We start from the raw sequence: 24,463 nt of genomic DNA, 5'->3' as shown, positions 1-24,463 counted from the left end.
ATGAGCATATATAATCATAAATAAGAACAAATAGTCATAGATGAGCAAGAATAGGATAAATTCATCGGCGAATGGGCATCAAGGAAAGAGGTGTTACACACATGCTGTTTGAGGAAGAGCGAAAGCGGAAAATCGTTGAATATATACAGAGCCATGGAAGAGCGTTAGTGCCTGAGCTTGCGGACCGTTTTCAAGTTTCTGAATCAACGGTGCGCAGGGATTTAAGGGAATTGGAAGAAGCCAAGCTGCTCCGTAGAACTCATGGCGGCGCGGTCTTGCTCCAACAAGATAGCGTTGAACCCTCATTTGTGGAAAAGGAAGACCGCTACCGCCTTCAGAAGGAAGGAGTCGCACAGAAAGCGTTGTCCTTTATTGATGAAGGGGATACGATTTTTCTGGACTCGGGAACCACGACGTATTTTATAGCTAAACACTTGAGAAATTTTCAGAAATTAACCGTGGTCACAAATTCGAACATGGTCGCGCAGGAGCTGAATCAATTGAAGCATCTTGATTTGCTTCTTACTGGCGGAACCTTGCGTTATGAAACGCAGGCGATGGTTGGTCCGATTGCGGATCGCGCGATTGATTCCATCCGTGTCAATAAGCTGTTTCTGGCCATTAACGGTATTGACCCGGACGCCGGACTTACTACGCCAAACCTGACAGAGGCGGAAACGAAACGGCGAATGATACAATCTGCCAAACAAGTCATACTAGTAATGGATCATAGCAAATTCGGGAAGGTGTCGTTTGCTAAGGTTGCCGAGTTATCCGACATTCATCATTGTATCGTCGATGACGAGTTACCGGCACAAGCGGTTAGAGCGATGGAAGCAGAAGGAATAAAAGTAACAGTGGTAAGGAGATTGGAACAATGAATACCATCCAAACGGTAACATTAAATCCCGCTGTAGACAAAACCGTAACGGTGGAAAATTTTTCATTCGGCGAATTGAATCGCATCAAGACCATCCGAACGGATGCGGGCGGCAAAGGCATTAATGTCGCGAAGGTTTTGCAGCGGTTTTCGGTACCTGTCAAAGCGCTCGGTTTTCAAGCGGGACATGAAGGAAAAGTGATTTTGGAGAAGCTTCGCGAACAGGGTATCTCCTCATATCTGATAGAGGCGGAAGGAGAAACCCGCACCAACTTGAAGGTGGTGGATGAGCGGACCAAACAAACGACGGAATTGAATGAAGCCGGCTTCTCGCCAAGCGAGGCGCTGCTGGAGGAATTCGTTGAACGCTTCGAGTCGAGCCTTAGCGAAGCAGCGCTTGTTGTTTTAGGAGGAAGCTTGCCTCCGGGTACGCCGGTTGATTTTTACCGGAGGCTGATAAAGCTGGCAAACCGTAAGGGAGTCCGTACCATTCTGGATGCTGACGGTGAAGCCCTTGCCCGGGGAATTGAGGCGGTGCCGTTTGCTTTGAAGCCGAACATTCATGAACTGGAAGCCTTGTTTGATACTACGTTCACGACGGACGAGCAAATCGTATCTGCAGCGCAGCAGCTGATCCACAAAGGAATTTCCTATGTCATGGTGTCTATGGGAGGCGAGGGATCTATTCTCGTCAGCGAACGGGAAGCGATTCGTGCCAAGCCGTTTCCGATCACCCCTTTAAGTACGGTAGGTGCGGGGGATTCCATGGTAGCTGCAATGGCATATAGCTTCGTACATGGTAAGTCTCTCGAAGATATGGCAAGGTGGACTTCAGCGGCAGGGACCGTCACCGCTTCCAAGTCCGGAACAGAGGTTTGTACGCTTGACGAGGTTCAGGATAAGCTGGGGCTTGTCAATATTTTCCGATTAACAATCGAGGTATAAACAATCAGGAGGGGAAAATAATGAAGAAAATTATTGCGGTTACTGCTTGTCCGACCGGCGTCGCGCACACTTATATGGCTGCGGAATCACTTGTGAAAGCGGCAAAAGAGAAACAAATTGAGCTGAAGGTCGAAACCCGCGGCGCGGTTGGCGTTGAAAATGAGATCACGGAACAGGAAATCGCTGAAGCGCATGCTATCATCATTGCAGCAGATACGGATGTCCTAGAATCCCGCTTTCAAGGAAAGCCGGTGGTGAAAGTTCGTGTCGCACAGGCGATCAAAGATCCTAAAGGTTTGATTGAACAAGCGTTAAATATGCAGGCTTCTGACCCAACCGATTATCTTAAGCAAGTAGATAAATCTAAAGCGGAACGCAGCTCATCGCGAACGGGCGCTTACAAGCACCTGATGACCGGCGTTTCGGCAATGCTGCCGCTTGTTGTGGCGGGAGGATTGCTGATCGCAATTTCCTTCATTTTCGGAATCGAGGCATTTAAAGAAGAAGGAACGTTGGCAGCGGCTTTGATGAGTATTGGCGGGGGCGCCGCTTTCGCGCTTATGGTTCCCGTTCTTTCCGGTTTCATCGCATTCTCTATTGCTGAGAAGCCTGGACTTGCGCCGGGATTGGTCGGTGGCATGTTAGCTTCCCAACTAGGTGCGGGCTTTATCGGCGGTATCGCGGCAGGCTTTCTGGCGGGCTACTTGGCGCTATGGTTGAAAAATACAATTAGATTACCTAGAAACCTGGAAGGCTTAAAGCCCATTCTATTGATTCCGCTTATTGCGACGGCGATTACTGGGTTGTTGATGGTATTCGTTATCGGGGAACCAATCAAATTTATTATGGACAGCTTGACGGCGTGGTTACAATCGCTTGGTAAGGCAAATGCGATATTGCTTGGATTGCTGCTTGGCGCGATGATGGCCTTCGATATGGGCGGGCCGGTTAATAAAGCCGCTTATACGTTTGCGGTAGGGCTCCTGGCAAGTAATGAGTTTGGCCCAATGGCAGCGGTGATGGCAGCTGGAATGACGCCTCCGCTTGGCGTGTGGCTCGCAACGATGCTGGCGCCTAGGAAGTTCACGCAGGATGAGAGGGATGGCGGAAAGTCTGCGGCTGTGCTAGGCATTTCCTTCATCACGGAGGGCGCGATTCCTTTCGCGGCAAGCGATCCGATTCGTGTCATTCCGTCCTTAATGGTAGGCTCGGCTGTCACGGGAGCATTATCGATGTTATTCGGAGCAACGCTGCGGGCGCCGCACGGCGGCATCTTCGTACTGCCGATTCCGAACGCGGTCTCTCATTTGGGCTTGTACGCATTAGCCATTCTAATCGGAACCGTCGTAACGGCGATAATGCTCAGCATTTTGAAAAAAACAGTAAGATAAGAATTAGCAGGAGGGGTTTAATATGAACGTAAATGCACTGTTGGATAAACAATCGATTTTAATTCCTTTGGATATTTCGGACAAAACGGAATGCATACAGGCAATGGTGGACGCGTTGGCGCTATCCGGCTGCGTTACCGACAAGTCAGCCTACCTTGAGGCAGTTATGAACCGCGAGAAGACGGGTTCCACCGGCATTGGCTTTGGCGTCGCAATCCCGCATGGAAAATCCGCCGGCGTAAGCAAGCCCGGCTTAGCCTTTGCGAAGCTGGCCAAGAAGACAGATTGGGACTCGCTCGATGGAGAGCCCGTTTCCGCCGTTTTTATGATCGCGGTGCCGGAGGCAGCGGCAGGTAATGAGCATCTGCAAATACTAATTGCAATATCCCGCAAATTAATTGATGAGGAATTCCGCAATAAATTGTTCGCTGTTCAGGATTCAGAGGAATTGATCGGCTTATTGCAAACTATATAGAAGAAGGAAATGGAGAGAAACTCATATGTTGACTAAAGAAGTGACCATTCGTAATGCAACCGGCTTTCATATACGGCCTGCGCAATTGTTTACGGAGCAGGCGGCTAAGTTTCAATCGCAAGTAAACATTTTGGTTAAAGATCAAGGTGTGAAAGTGGACGGCAAAAGCATTTTGGGACTCATGACACTGGGACTTTCGCAAGGAAGTGTCATTGAGATTTCTGTCGATGGCCCCGATGAAGAGAAAGCGTTGGAATCGCTTGTGCAGCTGGTTGAAGGTGGATTTGGAGAAGTATAACAACAATGTGAAAACGGAGAGGAGGCCCGGGTCTATGTCACAGGATTTGAACATTCAAGGCTTAGGGGTTTCAGAAGGCATTAAATTAGGAAAAGCGTTTGTCTATTCGCCTGTGCGTCTGGAGGATGTCAAGGATCAAAAAACTGACGCTCCGGACATGGAAGCGGGCTTACTTCATACCGCAAAAGCGCATTGTTTAGCCGATTTGGATGCTTTAGTCGCGCGGGCGAATGACATTTTAGGGGAAGAGAAGGCGGTCATTCTAAAAGGCCAGGTCAGCATGCTGAATGATCCTTCTTTTTTTCCGCCCATGGAGAAATTGATTCATAACGAAAAGTGGACGGCGGAAACGGCAGTCCGAATGGTGACGATACAGACGGCTAGCATATTCGAAAGCATGCCGAGTGAATATATGCGGGAACGGGCTGCGGATGTTCGGGATGTGGGCAGCAGGCTGTTGATGTACGTGCGGGGACGTCAAGGCAGCCAGTTATCCGATATTCAGGAAGAAGTCATTATCGTCGCAGATGATCTATCCCCGTCTGATACCGTTCAATTGGATAAGCAGTTCGTACTTGGTTTTGTTACCCGTATTGGCGGCAAAACCTCGCATACGGCTATCTTGGCCAACTCATTGGGTATCGCGGCCATTCTGGGAGCGGGAAGCGGTATTGAACAAATTAAAGATGGCGATATGCTCGCGATTGATGGAGCTACCGGCGTTTGCATCGTGAACCCCGATACTAAGACGATTAAGGATATGCGTGAGAAGATGCGGCTTCAAGAGGAATCCCGCCAACAATTGTTGGCTTATGCGGATAAAGCAGCGGTTACTGTAGACGGCTTTAAGGTCGAAATCGCTGCGAATATCGGAACGCCTGAAGAGGCTCTCGGCCTGCTGGGAACAGGAGCGGAGGCAGTCGGTTTATACCGTACCGAGTTTTTGTTCATGAGCCGCAGCAGCATGCCGGATGAAGAAACACAATTTCAGGCATACAAATCGGCGGCGGAAGCGATGCAGGGACGTCCCGTCATTATCCGGACGCTCGACATCGGCGGCGATAAAGAGCTGCCTTATTTGGAGCTTCCTCATGAGTTGAACCCTTTTCTGGGTTATCGCGCTATTCGATTGTGTCTGGATCGTCCGGACTTGCTGGTAACTCAGCTGCGGGCTATTCTGCGGGCTAGTGCTTACGGAAATCTCAAAGTGATGTTTCCGATGATCTCAGGCCTTGAAGAATGGAGAAAAGCGAAGGGGATTTTCGAAGAGGTCCGGGAGCAGCTTCGCCTTGAGTCTATCCCGATGGCGGAGAAGATTGAAGTCGGCATCATGATTGAAATACCGTCCGCGGCGCTTCAAGCCGACCGTTTCGCCAAAGAAGTGGATTTCTTCAGCATTGGTACGAATGATTTGGTTCAATATACGCTTGCCGTGGACCGAATGAACGAGAAGGTCTCTTATCTGTATGATTATTTCCACCCTGCGGTTATCAGGCTCATTAAACAAGTCATTGATGCTTCCGACCGTCACGGCAAATGGACAGGCATGTGCGGAAGCATGGCGGGAGATCCTTTGGCCGCGCCATTATTAATGGGTTTAGGGCTGCATGAGTGGAGCATGTCTCCGTCCGCCATCCAAAAGATCAAGCGTCAAATTATTAATTTGAACCGCAGAGATTGCCAGGAGCTTGCCGAGCGAATTTTGGATATGGATACGCCTGCAGAGGTTCGCAAAGCATTAGAGGCTTATCAAAAGTAACTTTATTGCAGCGGATTATGGCTTTGTACCGCCATGGTTCGCCCTTAAGAGAAACCTGACCGGAAGGGGTCAGGTTTTTTTGTTTTGCAGGAAACTACATCGCTCAGTAGTCATCAGCCCCGAGTGTGCCCTTATCGCGCAGGAGCCCTCCGGCTCGTCTTCGTGTCACCTCTTGCTTTCATTAAAGGGAAATCCTCCCGTAATTTGTCCTCGAAATAATGAGAGATCCATCTAACAGGAAAACCTCCTTCTAAATCGGCGATTTACATGCTGATCGACCGAATAAGATCAAATTAGCGGGAGGTTTTTCATTTATATGATTACGATAACGATAAAGTAGAAAAATTAGCTGGATGTTTTCCCGTTATCTCTCACTCAGGGAAGTGAAACCCGCAGGGAGATTTTCCTATTGCCCAACCTCAGTTCTACTAAAGATTTGCGAATCTATGATAAGGCATAATCATCGGAGCAAATTCCATTGTCGGGGAATGCGATTCTCTGGTAACGTTGATTTTCATGTTTACAATATTTTCTTTATTATGCTAAAATCACTTTAACGGAAGCACCGTGCAAACAGCTTAAGAGCTGTTTGCACGGTGCTATTTCTATTTAAGGGAGGATTTTTCATGTATGCCAAAGTCGTCACGCCAGCAATTATTACTCAAGAGTGGCTGGATCAAGCATTTTCTCCATTAATGAATTATTTGAATCAAGAACACAGCGAGCGTAAAGACCGAATATTGAGTAACATGATGTTCATCGGCAATGCAGACGAGAAGTTTTATTATAAAAATCGTTTGACGCGCTCATACATCGTATTTGATCAATCAGGAAAGAAGCAATATTGTGCGGAAGATGCCCTCATCGAGGCTTGGTGACTTCTTTCATTCTCGACAGAGGCGATGCGACGATACGGTGAATTGCATCGGGAGCATCCTCATCGCGAATATTGCTTTTTTCATATATCTCGACCCAAATTAGTTGCGCGAGAACGATATGTGGGAGTGCGGGAGCCCAGATGATTTTTCGAAAATAATCAACCATTCCAAAATTGGAGTGGTTTTTTTGTAGCTTAGGAACTCCTTTTAGCTTGAATCAGAAGTAATTAATGCTGGACAGGGGTTCAACTGCCCACTCAAGCCTGATAGGCAAAGAACAGAGGGGTGATAAAAGTTCATCCTTACCGATAATGTTTTATCCACATATAATTCGAAATGTAGCAAGGGAACGAAACCCGGGAGGCTGTAATGAGCTGACCGAAACAGACCGCATTCACAAAAAGTATTTTATCTTGAATGGGAGTGATTATCATTTTTCGTAAGTTAATAGCAACGATGTTAACGTTTTTGCTGCTACTCGGAGCTTTCCTTCCGGCAGCGAATGCAAGTTCAGGGCTCGGCCAGTGGATCTGGTGGACCGATGAAGGAGAAGCCTATAAAACATTTGGAGGAAACTCCAGCATTACCATCCACACCGGGAAGATGCAAATTATTCCGCATTGTTCTGAAGGAAATCCTGACGGGTTAACCTCATGGACCGATCTTTATATCGTGAAGAGCGGAAGCATCAACGCACTTTCCCACGGGGAGGAACTAGAGGATGAGGGCGGCGGCGACCCGAACACCGTCATGAGTATATCGAACGGCATCTTCATCTCTGAAACGATCGGCTACACAGGGCCGGATGGAAAAATACCCCCTGGCGAATATGCCGTTGTGTTTGACGAATGTCAAGACGGAAAGTTCGATTATCTCATCGATGGAGTCATTGATCCTGCTTTCAAGGTAGAATATACTACCGGTTTCGTTCCACCGCTGGACCTGACGCAGCTGAAGGAAGATGCAGGAAAGCTGGCGGAGCGCTGGGAGAAGTATAGGGAGTACGCAGAGAAATTGTTTGCTCTTGCAAAAGCAGCGGATGCCAATAGAAATCCGAATGAGAAATTTGTAGATTTCCTAATGCGCAGCGGTCTTCAAGATCCGCGGACAATGGCATTGCTTCAACTCGCCAATCAGTCCAAACATTATCAAGGCATCAAGGATGACCCGCCGGATCCGGACTATAAACATATTACTCCGCTTGGAGAGAGGCTGCTCCTGGACTTCCAAAGTAACGATCCAGTGGATGCCGCCATGCAGGGTCTGGCGAATGATATTGCCAAAGAGCAAGCGATGACCCGTCAAATGTGGACGCAGCTTGAACGTTATCAAGGAGCGCAAGCGACGGGTGATGTGAATTGGGCGCTGATACACGGCAAGGCGCTTAGCGACAACATAAATCTAATGCTCTATCAGCTGCAGTTTACAAGCCAAAGTCTCTCGCGGTTTAATCAAGCATTCGCACAGAATGATGAAGCATTAAACGAGAAGGCTGCCGAATTGCGGCAGCTTCAAGAGCGAGTTGCAGCGTCAGGCTTCACGGATGAGGAAAAGCAATATTTCGCCTCGCTTGGCTTAACCGAGTCGGAAATTGTGCAGTTTAAAGCGGAATTCACGGCTATGGACTTCAATTTTTCAAAGCAAGATATGTTAGCTGAGGGTGCTGCTATCATTGAAGACAATAACGTCTTCGGTACAAACTTGGTAGACTTCGGCGGCCATGTGGTCGGACTCGTTAACCAGCTTCTGCAGGATCCGACAGTAGTCGATGATGCTCCTTATGCGGACGCCGGTGGTCCTTACTCCGGGAAAGAAGGAGATCCCGTTACGTTCAACGGCACCTGGTCCACGAGCGATGCCGGTATCGCTGCCTTTGATTGGGATCTGGATAGCGACGGATTTTTCGATGATGCTCAGGGCGTAAAGGTGACACACACGTTCACCAAGCCGGTTAATGGGCTTGTCGGGTTGAGAGTAACGGATAATAACGGAAAACAAGCGGTTCATTATGCGCAAACCGTCATTGCCGATGTGAATCGCGCACCGCTTCTCGTGGAACAATCGCCCGCCGCTCGTCAAGTGCAGCAGTATGTAGGGGAGGCGGCGTCATTTGAAATTACGGCCATTGAGCCCGATAACGACCCAATAGCTGTTGAATGGTTTGTTGATGGGGCAACCGCAGGCACAGGAACAGGAAATAAGTATACGTATGTTCCGACTTCCGTCGGCTTGCATGCGGTTGAGGCGATCGTTTCGGATTCAAATCCGCTTGGCGGAACCTTTCTAGTCAGTTGGATTGTTAAAGTCGTTCAAAAGCAGCCGCCGGCGACTATCAATCTAACACCTGAGAGCGCATCGCGTTCGCTTGGCTCAGCACATACGATAAAAGCGACAGTCCTTGATCAGCAAGGCCAACCGGTGATCGGGACACCTGTTTCCCTTGTTATTACTGGTGCTAACCCAGGCACACATACGGCAAACACGGATAATACTGGTATGGCAGCATTTCAATACACGGGCACACAGACAGGTGAAGACCGGATCGTCGCACAGGTCGGATCGCTGTCCAGTAACCCTGCAGCTGTTGTTTGGAGTACAGAGGATGTGACCGCCCCTTTCACGACAGCATCATTGTCGCCGGCTGAGCCGGACGGCACGGGCGGTTACTATCGATCCCCGGTAACCGTTTCATTTACAGTTAATGACGAGGGCAGTGGTGCCGCTAAGACGGAATACCGGGTGAATGAGGGCGATTGGGAGATTTATCGGGCTCCGGTCACATTTAGTGCGGACGGATCTTACACCATTTCGTATCGAAGCACGGACAACGTAGGTAATGTCGAGACCGTGAAGCAAGTCTCGTTTATGATTGGCGCATCGGAGGTTCCTCAAGCGTTCTTTAATCCCGTTACTGCAGGAAAGAACGTCGCACTGTTAGAAGAGAGAGCCAAGATTGAAGCCGTATCCAGCAATTATGACTCAGGCCATAGTGCAGAAAATATGTTGAAATTTAATTATCATAACCCATGGGCAACAAAGTCGAAAGACAATCAATGGGTGAAGATCAACTTGGCAGACGGCGAGTCGTACCTCATTGACCGGATCCAGATCAGACCGCGTATTTCTTTTGCGGATCAGCGGGTGAAAGATTTCGAGGTAGCAATTTCAAATACAACGTTAGACGACTTCAGTACAATCATTAGCGGTACGCTTGAAAACAATGGAGAGCTGCAGGAGTTCAAGCTTCCAAAGCCGATGTTAGCCAAATATATTTTGTATAAACCACTTTCTTCTCAAGGAAACGGTTCAGTCATTTCAACTCAGCAATTGAAAGTCAAGACCGGTCAGATCGGCGGCGAAACCGTCACTTTCCAAAACCTGTCCACAGACAAAAATAATGATATTGTTTCTTACGAATGGGATTTCGGGGACAACAGTCCGAAAAGCAACGTGAAGGAACCGACCCACACGTTCCCAGGTCCGGGCACCTATCCGGTTACATTGACCGTAACGGATTCACAGGGCCAGTCGAGCAGCGTTACGTTGCAGCAAACGGTTGAGCCTGCAGATTTCGAGTTCCTCCCGCAAAATCCGAAAGAAGGGGAACAGGTCACTCTCATAAATACGACAGCCGGCGGTGACCAAGGACTTATTACAAGCAGCACATGGGATTTCGGTGACCGATCCTACACGGATTACGGAATGTCCGTCTCGAAATATTACCATGACAGCAATACCTATATAGCAACGCTTGATATAGTGACTAAAGACGGCAAGAAATACCAAGTGAAAAAACCGATCACCCCATCGAACGTTGCGCCTATCGTCGATGCAGGAAGAGATGTAACAGTACTTGGCGGCCAAAGATATGAAGGAACTACTCGAATTATCGATCCGGCCAGAGACGACCGTCACACTTGCGTCTGGGACTTCGATGACGGAACGACATCTACATCGTGCCACTTTGATCATGCCTATCCGGTAATGGAAAAGGATTCGCCTGACAAAATTTATAAGGCAACCGTTACCGTTACGGATGATGATGGCGCAGTGGGCAAAGATACGTTTAAGATTACCGTTCGCGCCGAGCAGACACCTAGACAGATCGCTTACTATACGTTCGATGGCAATTTCCAGGACTCTTCGGGTAACGGCAACCACGGAGCGTCGACGATCGGCAATCCGACATTTATCGAAGGGATAATCGGCCAAGCCGCGAAGTTTGACGGTAAAAGCGGGGTACTCGTAGAAGACAGCGATTCGCTTGATTTGGCGACATCCTTCAGCTTCTCTATGTGGGTGTACAAAGAGAATGGAGGCACAGGCGGCTACGCGCCTATATTATCCAAGGGCCACACAGAAAATTACGGACCGTATTCCTTCTTGCATGACGGATGGGGAGATTCTCCGGGCATGCGTCTTGTAAGCGGCGACCGCAATGGATTTACACACCTCTTCCCGAGCACGCCAATGCCGGACAAAGAGTGGTATATGTCTACTGTCACCTGGGACGGCACGATGGCTAAGTACTATATTAACGGCGTATACAAGACTTCGATGGCTTGGAAAGGTATATTTGAGAATACAAACGAGAAGCTGACCATTGGATTCGATCCTCCGGGAGCGACGGAATATTTCAATGGTATGATGGACGATTTTAGAATGTACAATTACCCTCTCACCGAGGCGGAAATCAAGCAGTTGTACGAACTGAAAAACCCGGCGCCTGCGGACGTTGCGGTTACAGCGGATCCGGCCATTCTTAACGCCGGCCAATCGAGTACGGTTACCGCTGTTGTGAAGGATTCGAATGGTCAAACGATGGCGGGGCAAGAGATAACGTTCACGACGACACTCGGTACGATTACCCAAACAGCAGTAACAAATGCGAATGGAGTGGCAAATGCCGTGTTGACGTCACAGCTCGCCGGTACGGCGAAGGTGAAGGCGCAAACCGCCCGGGGAGCCTACGGGGAAACTAGCGTACAGTTTAAGAATACGAATACGCCTCCGGTTGCGCAAGCGGCTTCCGTCCAAGGGCACGAGGACCTGCCGTTGTCGGGAGAATTAAACGCGAGCGATGCGGATGGGGATAACTTAACCTTCAGCTTGGTAAATCAGCCGCTGAAAGGCACGGTTTCCATTAGTCCTTCGGGACAGTTTAAGTATGTACCGGGCCTCGACGACTGGAACGGAACCGACAGCTTTTCCTTTAAAGTAAATGACGGCAAGGCGGACTCCGAGTCTGCAGACATATCGGTAACGATTGATCCGGTAAATGATGCGCCGTCATTTAGAAAAGGAGATGACCAGGCGGCGAATAAGGCCGATGTGGTTCAAGAGGTAAGCGTGCCAGCCTGGGCTTCGAACATTTCCGCCGGTCCGGCTGACGAGTCCGGTCAGGCTCGAGCATTCAGTGTTACCAATGACCGGAACGATCTGTTCGCCGTTCAACCGGCGGTCGCATCGGATGGTACGCTGAGCTTCACGCCTGCGAATGGCGTCAGCGGTACAGCAACGGTTTCCGTCGCTCTGACGGATGACGGGGGTACGGCATACGGCGGCGTTAACGCATCCGCAGTTCAAACCTTCACCATTACGGTTGACTCCATCAATCCGGAAATTTCGGCTGATTTCCCGGCCGATTGGACGAACGACAGCGTCGCCGTGACGGCGGAGTTTGACGGAACCGGCAGCGTTGTTACGGCAAGGAAATGGGCCGCGGGTGAGCGGATGGCCGAGTTTTTTGCGGCCGGAGGCAACAACTTCACGGGTAACAGCTTTACGGTGACGTCGAACGGCAGCTACACATTGTATGCCGAGGATGAAGCAGGAAATCAGGCGGTTAAGGTGATTAAGGTAGGAAACATTGATACGGTCGCGCCGGTTACGGCAGCTTCCGTTAATCCGGCTGGACCGAACGGATGGCATACCGTCGATGCGGTTCTCACGCTTTCGGCTGCTGACGATTTGTCAGGCGTAGCCAAGACAGAATACCGGATCAATAACAGTGAATGGGCCTTATACACCGGTTCGGTCCCTGCCTTCCATGACGGGGAGTACCGGGTCGATTATCGCAGCGTGGATAACGCGGGGAATGTGGAAGCGGAACAATCAATAACGATTCGAGTGGACACAACCGCTCCGGTCTTTACCGTCAGCTTGGATCAAGGAACCTTGTGGCCGCCGAATCATAAAATGGTCGATATTACTGCAACCCTTGATTTCGGCGACGCTACATCCGGTATCGCCTCGGTCGTACTGACTTCTATTACGAGCAGCGAGCCCGATGACGGGCTTGGTGACGGCGATACGGCGAACGATATTCAAGGCGCCGATTATGGAACGCAGGATACCCAGTTTAGCTTGAGGGCGGAGCGCTCTGGGCAGGGTACGGGCCGTCTCTATACGATTACGTATACCATAACCGATAAAGCTGGCAACCAGTCGGTACAAAACGTAACCCTCAAAGTGCAGCACGATAATTCGGGTCAACTGTCCAAAAAATAATGGTTAACGTGCAAGCTGTCCCCGAAGGAGATGATCCTCGGGGACGGCTTTTTTGCATTTAAGGTTTTAGGTAATTGTAATCCCTTGTTTTATCCCGACCAACTTAGTTCTATTCCTCGTCTTCGTTCTCTGCTTGCACCTGCGGCTTGGCCGGAAGGCCGTGAGCTTCCCGGATGAGCGAGAAGTAATGATCCGCCCGCACGGCTTGATATTCCGGTCCGAGCGACTCGGTCACCGCGACGACATCCGACGGTGTCATGCTCCAAGCGAGCAGGCCGAGGGAAACGAACAACGGCGATTTGCCGTCCCAGTTTGCTTTGACTTCGTCCAAAACGTTTTTGCCGTCTTGTGCGGTGCTGATGCCCTGAATCGTCGATAACGGAAGGGAGCCGTTCACGATCTCGACGCCGTGATGGTTTTCCCAGCTGAGGAAGAGTCCCGACGCTTTGTAGTCGTTCTCATATGCGGCTGCCTTTGATTCGCTAAGCGGCACGTTCTCGCTGTTGACACGGTTCAGTACGTAAGGAATGGTCATCCCTGTTTTCTTCAGATACTTGTAAGACTGCTTCAGGAAATCCGAGAATGTGGCATCGGGCCAAGCTTCCGGATAGAAGTACCCGGCTCCGGACGGTCCGGCAATGATGAGGTCATTTTCCGTCGCTGTCTCTTGGTAGTAGTTCAGCATAGCAGGAGCGCCGTCGTAAAGGAGCGGACTCGAGGTCCAGTTGATCGGTACTTTGCCGCGGGCCGGGTCATCCCATAGAATGCGCATTCTGTGCTGGTTGTATTGGAAGTTGTCGCCTTCGCTGAAGGTATATGTGACGTAAATTTTATTTTCAAGCTTCGGTGCCTCTGGTGTCTTGGCTTCAACCGGCTTAGCCTTTGTTCCCGAGAAGACCGTCAGGTTGCTAAACCAGTCCGCCGCAAGCACGTAGACGCTGTGATTGGATGTGATTTCTACGGAGCTGAATTCGCCTTCAACGTCATTGCTGAACCAACCCAGATAAGGGGTCCCCGGCTTGACGTCTGATAAAATTTTCTCGAAGAGCGCCTTCTGTTCAGGTACATTCGAGTCGAGCCAGAACACCATCGCTTTGTTTGCGACCGCATAATCGCGGAGGTAGCCGTAAGGCTCCTTCTGCTCCGAAGAGAGTGGCTGGATATTGCCCGCCGAAACCTTGTATTGGTTCCACATAAAGACGGAGGCGGTCAGCTGCTTCGTGCCGGCCGGCGGTGTGAACTTGTAAACGAAGTAACGGCCGTTGTCGGCGAACCGGTGTCCGCCTTGTCCTGACGATACTTGGGAGCTTTGACGGTCATACAGGAACGCTTCCTCTTCGGGCGTGCCCGGGATGAACTGCGCGATCGTCTGCCCGTCCGCTTTCACGGTAACCTCGTGAACGGCCGGTCCCCAACCGTCCTGCGGAAAGGCGTCATCGAAGCGGAGGTAGACGGATTCTTTGCCCAGAAAGCCGGACAGATCAAGCTCATACGTTTTCTTGTTGTTACCGTCGCGCTCCTGCGTAAGCTCTTCCGCGATCGTCTTGAACGATTCAGGAAGACCCGGAGGCATTTTGATGGAAGTGTCCGGGCTTAAGCCGATCAGCATCCGGTTCGTCGTTTTTTTCCACAGATTCTCATATTGCCAGGTGTAAGCATCCAAACGGTCCTTGAATTTGCCCTGCAGATCCTCGAGTACCTTCAGGTTGAACGGAGATGCTTTCAACTGCGCAGCGAGCGCCGGGCTCGCCACGACGGCGTCCTCCAGTCCTGCGAGTGTGGTCGCTACATTGACGGAATCCGCGACCTTCGGATCGTAAACGATTATGCCTTTGACTTCTTTTTTATATTTCTTAACGATGTCCCAGTAATCTTCGTACAGGTTGTAGGGAACCTTAAGATCATTCAGCCAGGTCAGCTTGCCTTCTTCCTGATTTTCCAACAGGTAGATCCGCGGCTCCGCACGGTTAACGATACCCTGCAGAGTCGCAAGCAGCAGCTTGATGTCTCCCGGCGCATCATAAATATCCGCAGCATCCAGCTGTTTGGGCTTCGCAAATGTTGGGAGCGCTTGCTTTTCTGGCCAAATAACTGAGCCGTTGTTCAGAATCGATTCCGAAGAAGCGGAAGCGCCAAGCGTTAAAGACAGCGTGCTAATTAGAGCCAGACATGTGACGGTAAGTTTTCGAATCACGTCGTACACCTCGTCTTATCCCAATTTGGTGGAACTATCGTCAGAGCGGCCTTTCTAATTCCCTCCTTCTTCGGCTACCTCGCAGATAAAAAAACGATAGTACCTAAAACCTATATTAAATATATTTATATACATTACAATCGTTTCGACAAAAGTTCCGAGAGAAGACAACTTTAGAACTAACCTAAATAGGACTATGGATGCGGTAAATCGTCCGATTTAGATTAATTAAATGGTTTACACTTGTGTTTTAATAATTCATATTAAATATGTACAATTAGATCGAATTCGTATTATTTAAAACCCGGCCGTATGAGGTCGGGTTCTTTGCCATTTACGATTATGGTTTTCCCAGTCATGGTCTTAATGAAAGTGCATCAATAAGCTCATCTTGTGAAAATGGCCTCTTTCTTCCCCATCGGATGACACGGACTAAAAAGGGCCTGTCAGGATTTTTCATATGATAGAAGCCGGGTATGCGCATCACTCTCGCTAAATTTGTAATCGCAGGATCGGAATTGAATGTCCGGACTAGTGCTTTTTGGATTGGAACGAATTTACCTATTGTACCCCCTACTATGGGCCAATAAATGTGATATCCGTTGTAAGTTTCAACGATCATGGCATCCCTGATGCGGCTCCAATTCTTGCGGAGAAACTCCTTTTTCAGTTTTTGGATTCGCTTATTCGGTTCTATTGTAGTAAAACGTCCCGAAATTTTGTTTAAATCTACATCGATAAACTGTGCTCTAATTTCTTCGATCTCGCTATCCTTAGTCCCCCCAACATTTATGCCCATAAAAACGGCATACCCGTTTGCGTTTTGACTGAGTAAGTGGATAGGATTGTTGTTTTTTGCATAAAGCTTGATTTGAGGTATCCTTGTTTCCAAACGTTTTAGAGGTTTATACAAGCGGATCGCCCGTTTATGATTTGAATGGTTTGAAGAGCTAGTATTACTGCGTTTATTGCGGTCTGAGTCATGGACTAAAAGAAAATGAACGCTTTCGTTCTCTTTGTAGCGAAGTTTATTAATGAATTGATGCAGTTGGCTGGAACTTTGCCGGACACGGCTGGAATACGGGGTTTGGCTGGGCATCATGTAAAATACATCCCTCCTATAGGCTCACAGCGTATGTTGGTTTCTTTTCTAAACAATCATATTCGTTATAAATATAACAAGTGCGGATGACGGAACCCATTTTCAGGCGGAGGGCAGCCACTGTTATCTTAAACGCTGAGAGGAGCGTCGCAATCTGCGCCGATAACTGTTACTGTAAAAGATATGATGAATACAATTAGCGACTTACTGGAGGGATGTTCATGACTTCTTTTAAAGCACTAATTATTAACAATATAAATAACGAGGTTATTGCGGAAACACAGCTCATAGAGTTGAAAGACCTGCCTGAAGGCGAGCTTACGATTCAAGTTGCCTATTCCAGCGTGAATTATAAGGATGCGCTAGCCTGTACCGCCAACGGAAATATTGTACAGAGCTATCCGTTTATACCGGGTATTGATCTGGCCGGCGTTGTGGTAGATAGCAGGCATGAACAGTTTGAGCCGGGTGATGAGGTAATTGTGACTGGCTATGGGCTGGGGGTCAGCCATTTTGGCGGCTTTAGCGAATATGCCAGAGTTCCTGCGGAATGGGCGCTCAAACTGCCGCAGGGCTTGTCTCTGAAAGAAGCGATGATACTCGGGACGGCAGGCTTTACGGCTGCTTTATCCGTTCTCGAGCTTCAGCAGAACGGGATCAGGCCGGAGGATGGCCCTGTTTTGGTCACGGGTGCTGCGGGAGGCGTGGGCAGCATAGCCGCGGCGATTGCCGCGAAGCTGGGATACGAAGTGGTAGCAAGTACGGGAAAGCAGGATATGCACGGCTATTTGCTTGGACTTGGCGTAAAGCGGATCCTTTCGAGGGAAGAGCTCGCAGCCGGATCGAAGCGGGCGCTGGATAAACAGCTGTGGGCGGGGGCAATCGACTGTGTCGGCGGTCAAACGCTGTCATCCATTATGCCAAAAATAAAATATGGCGGCGTCGTAGCGGCAAGCGGATTAACGGGCGGCTCGGAGCTTGCGATGACCGTGTTTCCTTTTATCATTAGAGGCGTTCGGCTTATTGGCATCGATTCGGTCATGGCAGGCCTGGACAAGCGGGAAAAGATTTGGAAGCTGTTAGCCGGAGCTTATAAACCGCTTATGCTGGAAGATCTGTACGAAGAAATCAGCATGGAGCAGGTGAGCGAGCGGGTTGGGATTATTTTAAAAGGACAGTCGAGGGGCAGAACGCTCGTTAAGCTCTAGTAGAAGAAAGGGTTAAACTATTATATGAATTCACCATGTGGAAGCAATCTGCCCTTATAGGACTGATCGCTCCGCATATTGAATCGTTAGCCGCGTTTCAATCTCCGGGCACGGAATTGCTTATATTGAAAGTAAATGGTGCAGCCAATGCAGTAGCCGAGTATGGCGCCCAAGGCTGCAACGCTCATCATTCCTGCAATGATATAACCGGCCAAAGTCCAGCCAAACAGGAAGCTGAGCAGTGATAGGGTGAGAAAGCCTACCCCGAGCGAATTATTGAAGCGCTGCAGCTCTGCCGCTTCCGTCTTGGAAGAAGCAATGATGCGGGTAAGAAATGGACGGGCGACAGTAATAAACAGATTCGCCTTAGGACCGAATACGAGGCCAAGCACTTGAATAATCCACAACGCGGCAATAAGCCAAGGCTGTTGTAAGGCGATAGCAAGAATTATGACGGTGACGATACCGACTTGATTACTGCGGACGTACGGAATCGGAACTTCTTTCATTTATAATACCAACTTTCTTTGTTGGATTTATACACTTTAATAGTAGTGGAATGCGGCGGCTTTGGCAACGGGTAAAAACGGGAGTAGGTTAACTTTATCCTTGAGTAGGTAAAACTAATGTGTGTGAAAACAAATAGGGCGCATCTATTATAGATATGCCCTATTTGCTTTTATTATCCAGCGAGTAATAAGAGACATGTATTAACTACCCATAGCCGAAAGGCGAGAGTATATAGCGGCAATTTGTGGTCTTATTCATATAGTTGGTGGTAGTAACCCCGAACAATAAGGGAATTTTTTGGTCTTATTCACGCTGAATGGACCTCTCACTCCTCTTACTCACCTAAAACCGCAGAATAACGCCAAATTTTTTCTCTATTTTAGTAGGTAAAGCAGAAATAGAGGACATAGCGCCATTTATTACCGTTATCCTTATACCACTACTAATGAATCGATAGTCTCGGGATCGGACCAGACTGCAAATGTTCTATAAAAAATCAATCGAGGTTTAAAATTGTGATAAATTGCGACAATTTACTATTAATTTCGCTATGCATATATATATAATAGAGACATACATCTAAAGAACTATTTTCCAAGGATCAGCGTTTTTTATGCGACCATGGTCCTTACAGGGGGAATTATGTGAAAATAAAGCTCGTACATATGATAGCTTTTCTGACGGCTCTAGCTGTTTTCCTCATGTATAGAGGAACTCTCGATACGATGGATTACTTTTTCCAGGACCGGTTTATGCAGCAGGAAAGTGTCGCCGACACCCGCATCGCGATCATAGCTATCGACGACGAAAGCGTAACCGACTTCGGGAGCTGGCCGTGGAATCGAAGCGTTCATGCTCAGCTTATTCAAACGTTAGCTGAAGGTCAGCCGGCCGTTATCGCGTTCGACGTGACTTTTCCTTCCCCGTCGGCAGATGATACGGAAGCAGATCAAGCATTGGTCGAAGCAGTCGCTAGCGCTGGCAACATCGTTTTGCCGGTATACGGGACGTTTGCTCCATCCGCCAAGAAAGGCGGCATTGAAGCTTTGGAAATGTCCGAGCCGTTTGCGGAGCTTAAGGAAGCAGCGGCAGCGGTTGGTCATATTAATACGATTCCAGACCGTGACCGCGTCGTCCGCAGCTCCTTATACAGCTTTACTAATGAGGGACAACAGGTGGAGAGCTTCTCTTGGGTTATTTACCGGATGTTCAAGGAGCGCTCGGGCGAGACCGTAAATGCAGACATGCTGCCGCTGGACGGATTTGGCCGGTTTCATATTTCCTATACGGGACGTACGGGACAGTACGAAGCTATACCTTATTCGGCCGTGCTTAGCGGGGACGTGCCAGCCGATTATTTTAAGGATCGTATCGTATTAATCGGGCCTTATGCGACAGGCTTTAAGGACGATTATTTGACTCCGCTGCAAGTTAAAAGTCCAATGTACGGCGTGGAAATACACGCTAACATTGTACAAGCTCTGCTTGAGGGAGACCTCAAGAAGGAGCTGGATTGGAAGTGGAACGCAGTCATTCTGTTAATGGCTGCCGCTCTGGCATACTTCCTGTTCCGTAAGCTGAAGATGATGGTTTCCTTCCTTGCGGTTGCAGCTGTTATCACTGTTTTCGTAATTGGAAGCAGCTACCTGTACGGTAGAGGGATCATCATTTCAATTGGATATGTTGTTCCTTTTCTCGTTGTTAGCTGTATCGTCGTTGTCGGCTTTCACTATGTGCAAGAGCTGCTGGAGAGACGCAGAGTTACCGAAATTTTCGGTAGATATGTGGCTCCGGAGGTCGTCAATCAAATTTTGAAAAATGGCGAGGAAGGCTTGAAGCTGGGCGGAACGCGCCGTGAGCTGACCGTATTGTTCGTCGATATTCGCGGCTTTACGCCGCTTTCGGAGCGTGCCGAGCCGGAGGAAATCGTCGAAATCCTGAATGAATATTTGGATTTGGCAGCCAACTGCATTTTCAAGCACGACGGTACGCTGGACAAATTTATAGGGGATGCGGCAATGGCCATCTTTAACGCTCCGCTGCTGCTGGACGATCATCCGATGAAAGCGGTGGAAGCGGCATGGGCCATGAAGGAAGGCGCAGCGGCATTGGAGCGGAAGCTCGTGGAACGGTTCGGCTTTGGCGTTAAATTCGGTCTTGGCATTCATACCGGCCCGGCCGTATTTGGCAACATTGGCTCGAAGAGCCGGATGGATTATACCGCAATTGGCGATACCGTCAACACGGCAGCGCGGCTGGAAAGCAATGCGAATCCGGGGCAGATTATTTTGAGCGAGGCTGTCTATAACGTGGTTAAGGATCGTATCATAGCTAACTCGCTTGGAGAGATCAAGGTAAAAGGGAAAGAGCAGGGCATTACTATTTATGAGTTGGAGGGGTTGAAAAAATGAAGACGATAAAGCTATTAATAACAGCTTTATTAGTGCTTGTACTTGTGTTTCCGACGGTTGCGTTCGCCAAGGATACGGATAAAGCCGGAAAATTGACGGCTGTATCGGGCAAGGCCGAAGTGAAAAAGGGCGGCGGCACGAAGAAGTTTAATGCTTTTAAAGGGATGGCGATTACGCAGGGCGATACGATTTTGACAGGCAAAGACGGTAAAGTAACGTTGGACCTGGATAGTGATAAGGAAGCTACGATCGGCTCCGACACGACTCTTATCGTTAGTGAGCTGGTTAAGAACGCCAAGGCGATGGGCGGCAAGACAAGCCTAAGCCTTTTGAAGGGTAAAGTATTAATCAAAATTAAGAAGAAGCTCGAGGGCGATTCCCGTTTTGAGATCGAGACGCCGACCGCTATTATGGGCGTAATGGGAACAGAGTTTGTTGTAGGATATGAAAATGAAGAGAGCTATGTAGGCGTGTTCGAGGGCGCTGTAACTACGGCATACGGGGATGGCGGATCGAAACAAACCGTCGTTAGGCCAGATGAGCAGCTGAAGCTTGATGGAGAAGGCAATGGAACAAAAGAAGAGCTTGATGTTAAAGATCTTCCTCTAGTTGGTATGGAGCACTATATGAAGCTTCTGGAGAATGAGAATGCAGATCAGGCTTTGATCGATCAACTGAAGCAGTTAATTGAGACGAAGCAGGAGCAAGAGCAGACAGCCGCAGTGGAAGAGGAAAATAATAGCGGATCGCAAACTTCTTCGACGATTATCTATGAGGATAATGGCGGACAATCGGACGGCGGAGGTAGTTCGGTGACACCGACGCCAACGCCGACGCCAACGCCGACACCAACACCAACACCGACGCCGACGCCAACACCAACACCGACGCCGACGCCGACGCCAACGCCAACACCAACACCAACACCAACGCCGACATCAGGGGCGCCTGAGTTGGATGTAGAGGCGGTTTATCAAGACTTGTATTCGTATATGGTAAACGATCATACTTTTATATTGCCGTTTACGAGTGAGTTGGCTTTTAATACAGATACCGGAAATGCCCCTCCAAATCTATCTGAAATAGTAAGCGCTAGAGTTAAAAATTTCAGTGCATCTATATCTCCTGTACAGGGTGAGATAGGGACAATTCCGGATATATGGGGAAACCCTGAATATTCTAAATTGGTTGCCGTTAAAAGTGTGGTAATTAGCGAAAATCAACTAGTCATTACATTAGATGAAAGTATTGATTATAGATCGATAGTATTTATTACGGTTCATGAAAACAAATTGAAAAACAAGCTGAATGGTGATTCTATTGAAATTGATGTGGCTAAAAGGGTTTTCTTCCCTTTTGTCGCTGTTCCGGAACCCTTTTACATGAGCATTTCACCGGATACTACGGACTTTTCAGACTATACAGATATAACGATTCCGACGCTTGGATACGAGCTGAGAGATGCTGAATTACTCTATTATTGGACGGAAAATGATATTCCGTTTGAAAAGCACTCAGCCGAACAACAAAATCAGTATAGCCTAACAACTAGCGGCAACAGAGGACTGTTATCGCTCTCCGAAACCTTCTTGGCCGGTTTAGAAGAGGGGGAATACCGGATTGAGATACCGTTACGAAAACAAAATAATGAAACTATAGTAGGAAGCGCGATTATTTACATTTATGTTCAGCCTGAAGGTCCAAATGAATCCCCACTTCCAATAGAATCATCTGAGCCAACAGAAAGTACCCATTCCATCATCACCAGAATCATAAACATCCTGACGAGAGGAGGATAATGAAATGAAAAGAAGATTTACTATATTTACGGCGGGAACAGCTCTACTTACAGCACTCTTTGCTGTTAATTTTTCGGTATTGGCCGCACCAGATACTGCTACAGTCACTAATGCGATAGAACAGGTGAACCAGCCTTGGGGGCTGGCAGCAGCAGCGGATGGCGGCATTATTGTTGTTAGCTCTGGAAGCAATCAAATTAACAAGTATCAAAATGGACAGCTGTCGTCCTTGACCGGTCAAACAAAGAGCGGTTACTTGGACGGAGCGGCTTCGGCTTCTACGTTCAACAACCCGACTTATTCGGCCGTGGGGAGTAAGGGAACGGTATATATCAGTGATACCGATAATCACGTTATCCGCAAAATAGAAAACAACAAAGTTTATACGTTTGCCGGAAACGGCCAAGAGGGCTACAAAGACGGCAAGTACGGAGATGTACGGTTTCATGCACCGACCGGGCTGGCTTTGGATGCCAATAACAATGTGTATGTAGCGGATACTTTGAACAATGTCATTCGCAAAATAACGCCGGAAGGCATCGTGTCTACATTCGCAGGCATCGCTGGCACCACAGGCGGGTACAAGGACGGCAGTGCTGCCGAAGCTGTTTTTAACGAGCCGATGGGTCTGGTGCTTGACGAGAAAGGCGGCTTGTACGTAGCCGACAGCGGCAATCATCTCATCCGATACATTTATGATGGCAAAGTTACAACAATCGCAGGTAAGGCGACGACAGTCGACGCTCTTACTGGCTACATGACTGGTGGATACGCAAATGGTACAAGCAGTGCAGCCCGGTTCAACCGGCCTCGCGGGCTGGCTTATGCAGAAGGCGTTCTGTTTGTTGCAGATAGCTTAAATAACCGGATCCGCGCGGTTCAGCCGAACGGCAAGGTCGTTACGATTGCTGGACAAAGCAAGCCAGGCAATAGAGTAGGGGCAGTGGATACTGCGCAATTCAATCAGCCTTCCTCCTTGCTGTACCATTCCGGTAAACTGTATGTGTCCGATTCGCTGAACGATAGCGTGAAGGTGCTGGAGGTTAACCCTGCAGCACTTAAGCCGGTCAACAGCAAAGAGGATTTAATTGAAGGAACGGAACTGCTTCCGGCAGGCAAGGACATTCAAGTATGGGTTGACGGTAAGCAGGTGAAGTTCTCTTCTGCGAAGAAGGCATACAAGAGCGGAATGAAAACATATATCCCTTTAAGAGCGTTGTTTGCAGCTATGGGAGCAGACGTAGAGTGGAATGTCGCCGCTAAGGAAGTGAAAGTGGCGAAGGGCCAATGGAAGCTTACATTGAAGCCAGACGCGAAACACAATGTGCTAGTTCTAAAGGGAACGGCATACGTGGAAGCAAGCTATCTGGAAAATGCAGCATTGTTCATAGTTGCTTATGACGAAGAATACAATGCTATTGTAATCAACAGCGGACAATAAAGGACCGTTTATCCCAGCTCACGAATAAGGAGCATAATTGAAATGAGGTTGCCCATTAGGGCAGCCTTATTATTTTGCATAATGGGCCTCATTCGATAGGAGGTAAAGTGACTCAAGCATACGATTCCGTTTAGTGGTATAATGAATAGATAGCGGCGATACGGCTCGCTGGTTTAGAGGAAGAAGGGTTGCGGGTATATGTTTGTATCTGAGGACTGGAATCAGAAAGTGAAGAAAACGTTTAATGCTACTAGTAAAGAAGAGGTACTTACTATTTCTGAAGCGGGAAGCTTGCTTGGTCTAACTAAGGATCAAATGAAGGTTTATGTAGATAAAAATAAGCTTACTAAAGTTCCGATAATGAGAAATGTGCATAGATATCTTCTGCTGAAGAGTGAAATAGATGCAATTGTTTCCACAAATAATGAGTAAAGAGTAAGCGGTAAAATAAGGCGCCCCTGACATTGATGCCAGGAGGTGCCTTTTTGTATATCTATGAGTGTAACTTTCTGTACACCACTCCACTGTTACCTCTGTAGTTTCTGCAAATAAATTGAAAAATAATCCGATTATAGCAGCTAACTGCAATGGAGAGTGACCAACAGATTCAGTACAGCCCCTAACCTGCAACGGTCGGGGGCTGTGCTATAGGTTTATGTGCG

Annotated in this window: 16 protein-coding genes; 13 read left to right on the top strand and 3 right to left on the bottom strand. The window is 48.5% G+C overall.

Going from position 1 to position 24,463, the window contains the following annotated elements; all coding sequences use genetic code 11:
- Positions 1–101: 101 nt before the first annotated feature.
- The 8 genes from DFP97_RS12825 (at position 102) to DFP97_RS12790 (ending at position 13,136) form a co-directional block, all read left to right on the top strand.
- Complete coding sequence (locus tag DFP97_RS12825; protein ID WP_181873496.1) at positions 102–881, top strand: DeoR/GlpR family DNA-binding transcription regulator; 780 nt, start codon at positions 102–104, stop codon at positions 879–881.
- Positions 878–1,825 carry a 1-phosphofructokinase gene (gene pfkB, locus DFP97_RS12820; RefSeq protein WP_114380384.1) on the top strand — a complete coding sequence of 316 codons (948 nt, stop codon included), beginning with the start codon at positions 878–880 and terminating at the stop codon, positions 1,823–1,825. Before DFP97_RS12825 ends, pfkB begins: the two co-directional genes overlap by 4 nt.
- 20 nt (positions 1,826–1,845) lie before the next feature.
- The gene (locus tag DFP97_RS12815; protein ID WP_114380383.1) at positions 1,846–3,216 is read left to right on the top strand and encodes a PTS fructose transporter subunit IIC; all 1,371 of its coding nucleotides are present in this window, start codon (positions 1,846–1,848) and stop codon (positions 3,214–3,216) included.
- A 22-nt stretch (positions 3,217–3,238) separates the two neighbouring features.
- Positions 3,239–3,691, top strand: coding sequence for a PTS sugar transporter subunit IIA (locus DFP97_RS12810; RefSeq protein WP_114380382.1), 453 nt, complete (start codon positions 3,239–3,241; stop codon positions 3,689–3,691).
- A gap of 25 nt (positions 3,692–3,716) precedes the next feature.
- Positions 3,717–3,989: an HPr family phosphocarrier protein gene (locus DFP97_RS12805; protein ID WP_114380381.1), complete on the top strand. Its 273-nt coding sequence runs from the start codon at positions 3,717–3,719 to the stop codon at positions 3,987–3,989.
- Between the two features lie 34 nt (positions 3,990–4,023).
- Positions 4,024–5,748 carry a phosphoenolpyruvate--protein phosphotransferase gene (gene ptsP, locus DFP97_RS12800; protein WP_114380380.1) on the top strand — a complete coding sequence of 575 codons (1,725 nt, stop codon included), beginning with the start codon at positions 4,024–4,026 and terminating at the stop codon, positions 5,746–5,748.
- A gap of 626 nt (positions 5,749–6,374) precedes the next feature.
- Complete coding sequence (locus tag DFP97_RS12795; protein ID WP_114380379.1) at positions 6,375–6,626, top strand: hypothetical protein; 252 nt, start codon at positions 6,375–6,377, stop codon at positions 6,624–6,626.
- Positions 6,627–7,094: 468 nt separating this feature from the next.
- Positions 7,095–13,136, top strand: coding sequence for a PKD domain-containing protein (locus DFP97_RS12790; protein WP_181873495.1), 6,042 nt, complete (start codon positions 7,095–7,097; stop codon positions 13,134–13,136).
- Positions 13,137–13,245: 109 nt separating this feature from the next.
- On the opposite strand, the gene DFP97_RS12785 is transcribed toward DFP97_RS12790, so the two are convergent.
- Positions 13,246–15,330: a GxGYxYP domain-containing protein gene (locus DFP97_RS12785; RefSeq protein ID WP_114380377.1), complete on the bottom strand. Its 2,085-nt coding sequence runs from the start codon at positions 15,328–15,330 to the stop codon at positions 13,246–13,248.
- Positions 15,331–15,685: 355 nt separating this feature from the next.
- A complete protein-coding gene (locus DFP97_RS12780; protein WP_114380376.1) occupies positions 15,686–16,432 on the bottom strand; it encodes a hypothetical protein in 747 nt (248 codons plus the stop codon).
- A gap of 221 nt (positions 16,433–16,653) precedes the next feature.
- Here DFP97_RS12780 and DFP97_RS12775 point away from each other — a divergent pair, with 221 nt between their 5' ends.
- Positions 16,654–17,640 carry an oxidoreductase gene (locus tag DFP97_RS12775; protein WP_114380375.1) on the top strand — a complete coding sequence of 329 codons (987 nt, stop codon included), beginning with the start codon at positions 16,654–16,656 and terminating at the stop codon, positions 17,638–17,640.
- Positions 17,641–17,726: 86 nt separating this feature from the next.
- Here DFP97_RS12775 and DFP97_RS12770 read toward each other — a convergent pair whose 3' ends face one another.
- The gene (locus DFP97_RS12770) at positions 17,727–18,149 is read right to left on the bottom strand and encodes a DUF4395 domain-containing protein (RefSeq protein ID WP_114380374.1); all 423 of its coding nucleotides are present in this window, start codon (positions 18,147–18,149) and stop codon (positions 17,727–17,729) included.
- Between the two features lie 645 nt (positions 18,150–18,794).
- Between DFP97_RS12770 and DFP97_RS12765 the strand changes: the two genes are divergently transcribed.
- The 4 genes from DFP97_RS12765 (at position 18,795) to DFP97_RS12750 (ending at position 24,233) form a co-directional block, all read left to right on the top strand.
- Positions 18,795–20,561 carry a CHASE2 domain-containing protein gene (locus DFP97_RS12765; RefSeq protein ID WP_114380373.1) on the top strand — a complete coding sequence of 589 codons (1,767 nt, stop codon included), beginning with the start codon at positions 18,795–18,797 and terminating at the stop codon, positions 20,559–20,561.
- Positions 20,558–22,360, top strand: coding sequence for a FecR family protein (locus tag DFP97_RS12760; RefSeq protein ID WP_114380372.1), 1,803 nt, complete (start codon positions 20,558–20,560; stop codon positions 22,358–22,360). The genes DFP97_RS12765 and DFP97_RS12760 overlap by 4 nt, the downstream gene beginning before the upstream one ends.
- A gap of 4 nt (positions 22,361–22,364) precedes the next feature.
- Positions 22,365–23,801 (top strand): NHL domain-containing protein, encoded by a 1,437-nt coding sequence (locus DFP97_RS12755; protein WP_114380371.1) that lies wholly within the window; start codon positions 22,365–22,367, stop codon positions 23,799–23,801.
- A 198-nt stretch (positions 23,802–23,999) separates the two neighbouring features.
- Positions 24,000–24,233: a DNA-binding protein gene (locus tag DFP97_RS12750; RefSeq protein ID WP_114380370.1), complete on the top strand. Its 234-nt coding sequence runs from the start codon at positions 24,000–24,002 to the stop codon at positions 24,231–24,233.
- Positions 24,234–24,463 lie beyond the last annotated feature (230 nt).

The organism is Paenibacillus prosopidis (assembly GCF_003337375.1).
Lineage (GTDB): Bacteria > Bacillota > Bacilli > Paenibacillales > Paenibacillaceae > Pristimantibacillus > Pristimantibacillus prosopidis.
The sequence above is the reverse complement of the archived record's forward strand: the minus strand, read 5'-3'. Positions and strand labels throughout refer to the sequence as shown.

Excerpts from the sequence above, each read along its gene's own strand:
- DFP97_RS12815 (WP_114380383.1), top strand. The coding sequence starts at position 1,846 with ATGAAGAAAATTATTGCGGTTACTGCTTGTCCGACCGGCGTCGCGCAC.
- DFP97_RS12805 (WP_114380381.1), top strand. The coding sequence starts at position 3,717 with ATGTTGACTAAAGAAGTGACCATTCGTAATGCAACCGGCTTTCATATA.
- DFP97_RS12795 (WP_114380379.1), top strand. The coding sequence starts at position 6,375 with ATGTATGCCAAAGTCGTCACGCCAGCAATTATTACTCAAGAGTGGCTG.
- DFP97_RS12780 (WP_114380376.1), bottom strand. The coding sequence starts at position 16,432 with ATGATGCCCAGCCAAACCCCGTATTCCAGCCGTGTCCGGCAAAGTTCC.
- DFP97_RS12825 (WP_181873496.1), top strand. The coding sequence starts at position 102 with ATGCTGTTTGAGGAAGAGCGAAAGCGGAAAATCGTTGAATATATACAG.
- DFP97_RS12810 (WP_114380382.1), top strand. The coding sequence starts at position 3,239 with ATGAACGTAAATGCACTGTTGGATAAACAATCGATTTTAATTCCTTTG.
- DFP97_RS12755 (WP_114380371.1), top strand. The coding sequence starts at position 22,365 with ATGAAAAGAAGATTTACTATATTTACGGCGGGAACAGCTCTACTTACA.
- DFP97_RS12750 (WP_114380370.1), top strand. The coding sequence starts at position 24,000 with ATGTTTGTATCTGAGGACTGGAATCAGAAAGTGAAGAAAACGTTTAAT.
- DFP97_RS12770 (WP_114380374.1), bottom strand. The coding sequence starts at position 18,149 with ATGAAAGAAGTTCCGATTCCGTACGTCCGCAGTAATCAAGTCGGTATC.
- DFP97_RS12760 (WP_114380372.1), top strand. The coding sequence starts at position 20,558 with ATGAAGACGATAAAGCTATTAATAACAGCTTTATTAGTGCTTGTACTT.
- pfkB (WP_114380384.1), top strand. The coding sequence starts at position 878 with ATGAATACCATCCAAACGGTAACATTAAATCCCGCTGTAGACAAAACC.
- DFP97_RS12775 (WP_114380375.1), top strand. The coding sequence starts at position 16,654 with ATGACTTCTTTTAAAGCACTAATTATTAACAATATAAATAACGAGGTT.
- ptsP (WP_114380380.1), top strand. The coding sequence starts at position 4,024 with ATGTCACAGGATTTGAACATTCAAGGCTTAGGGGTTTCAGAAGGCATT.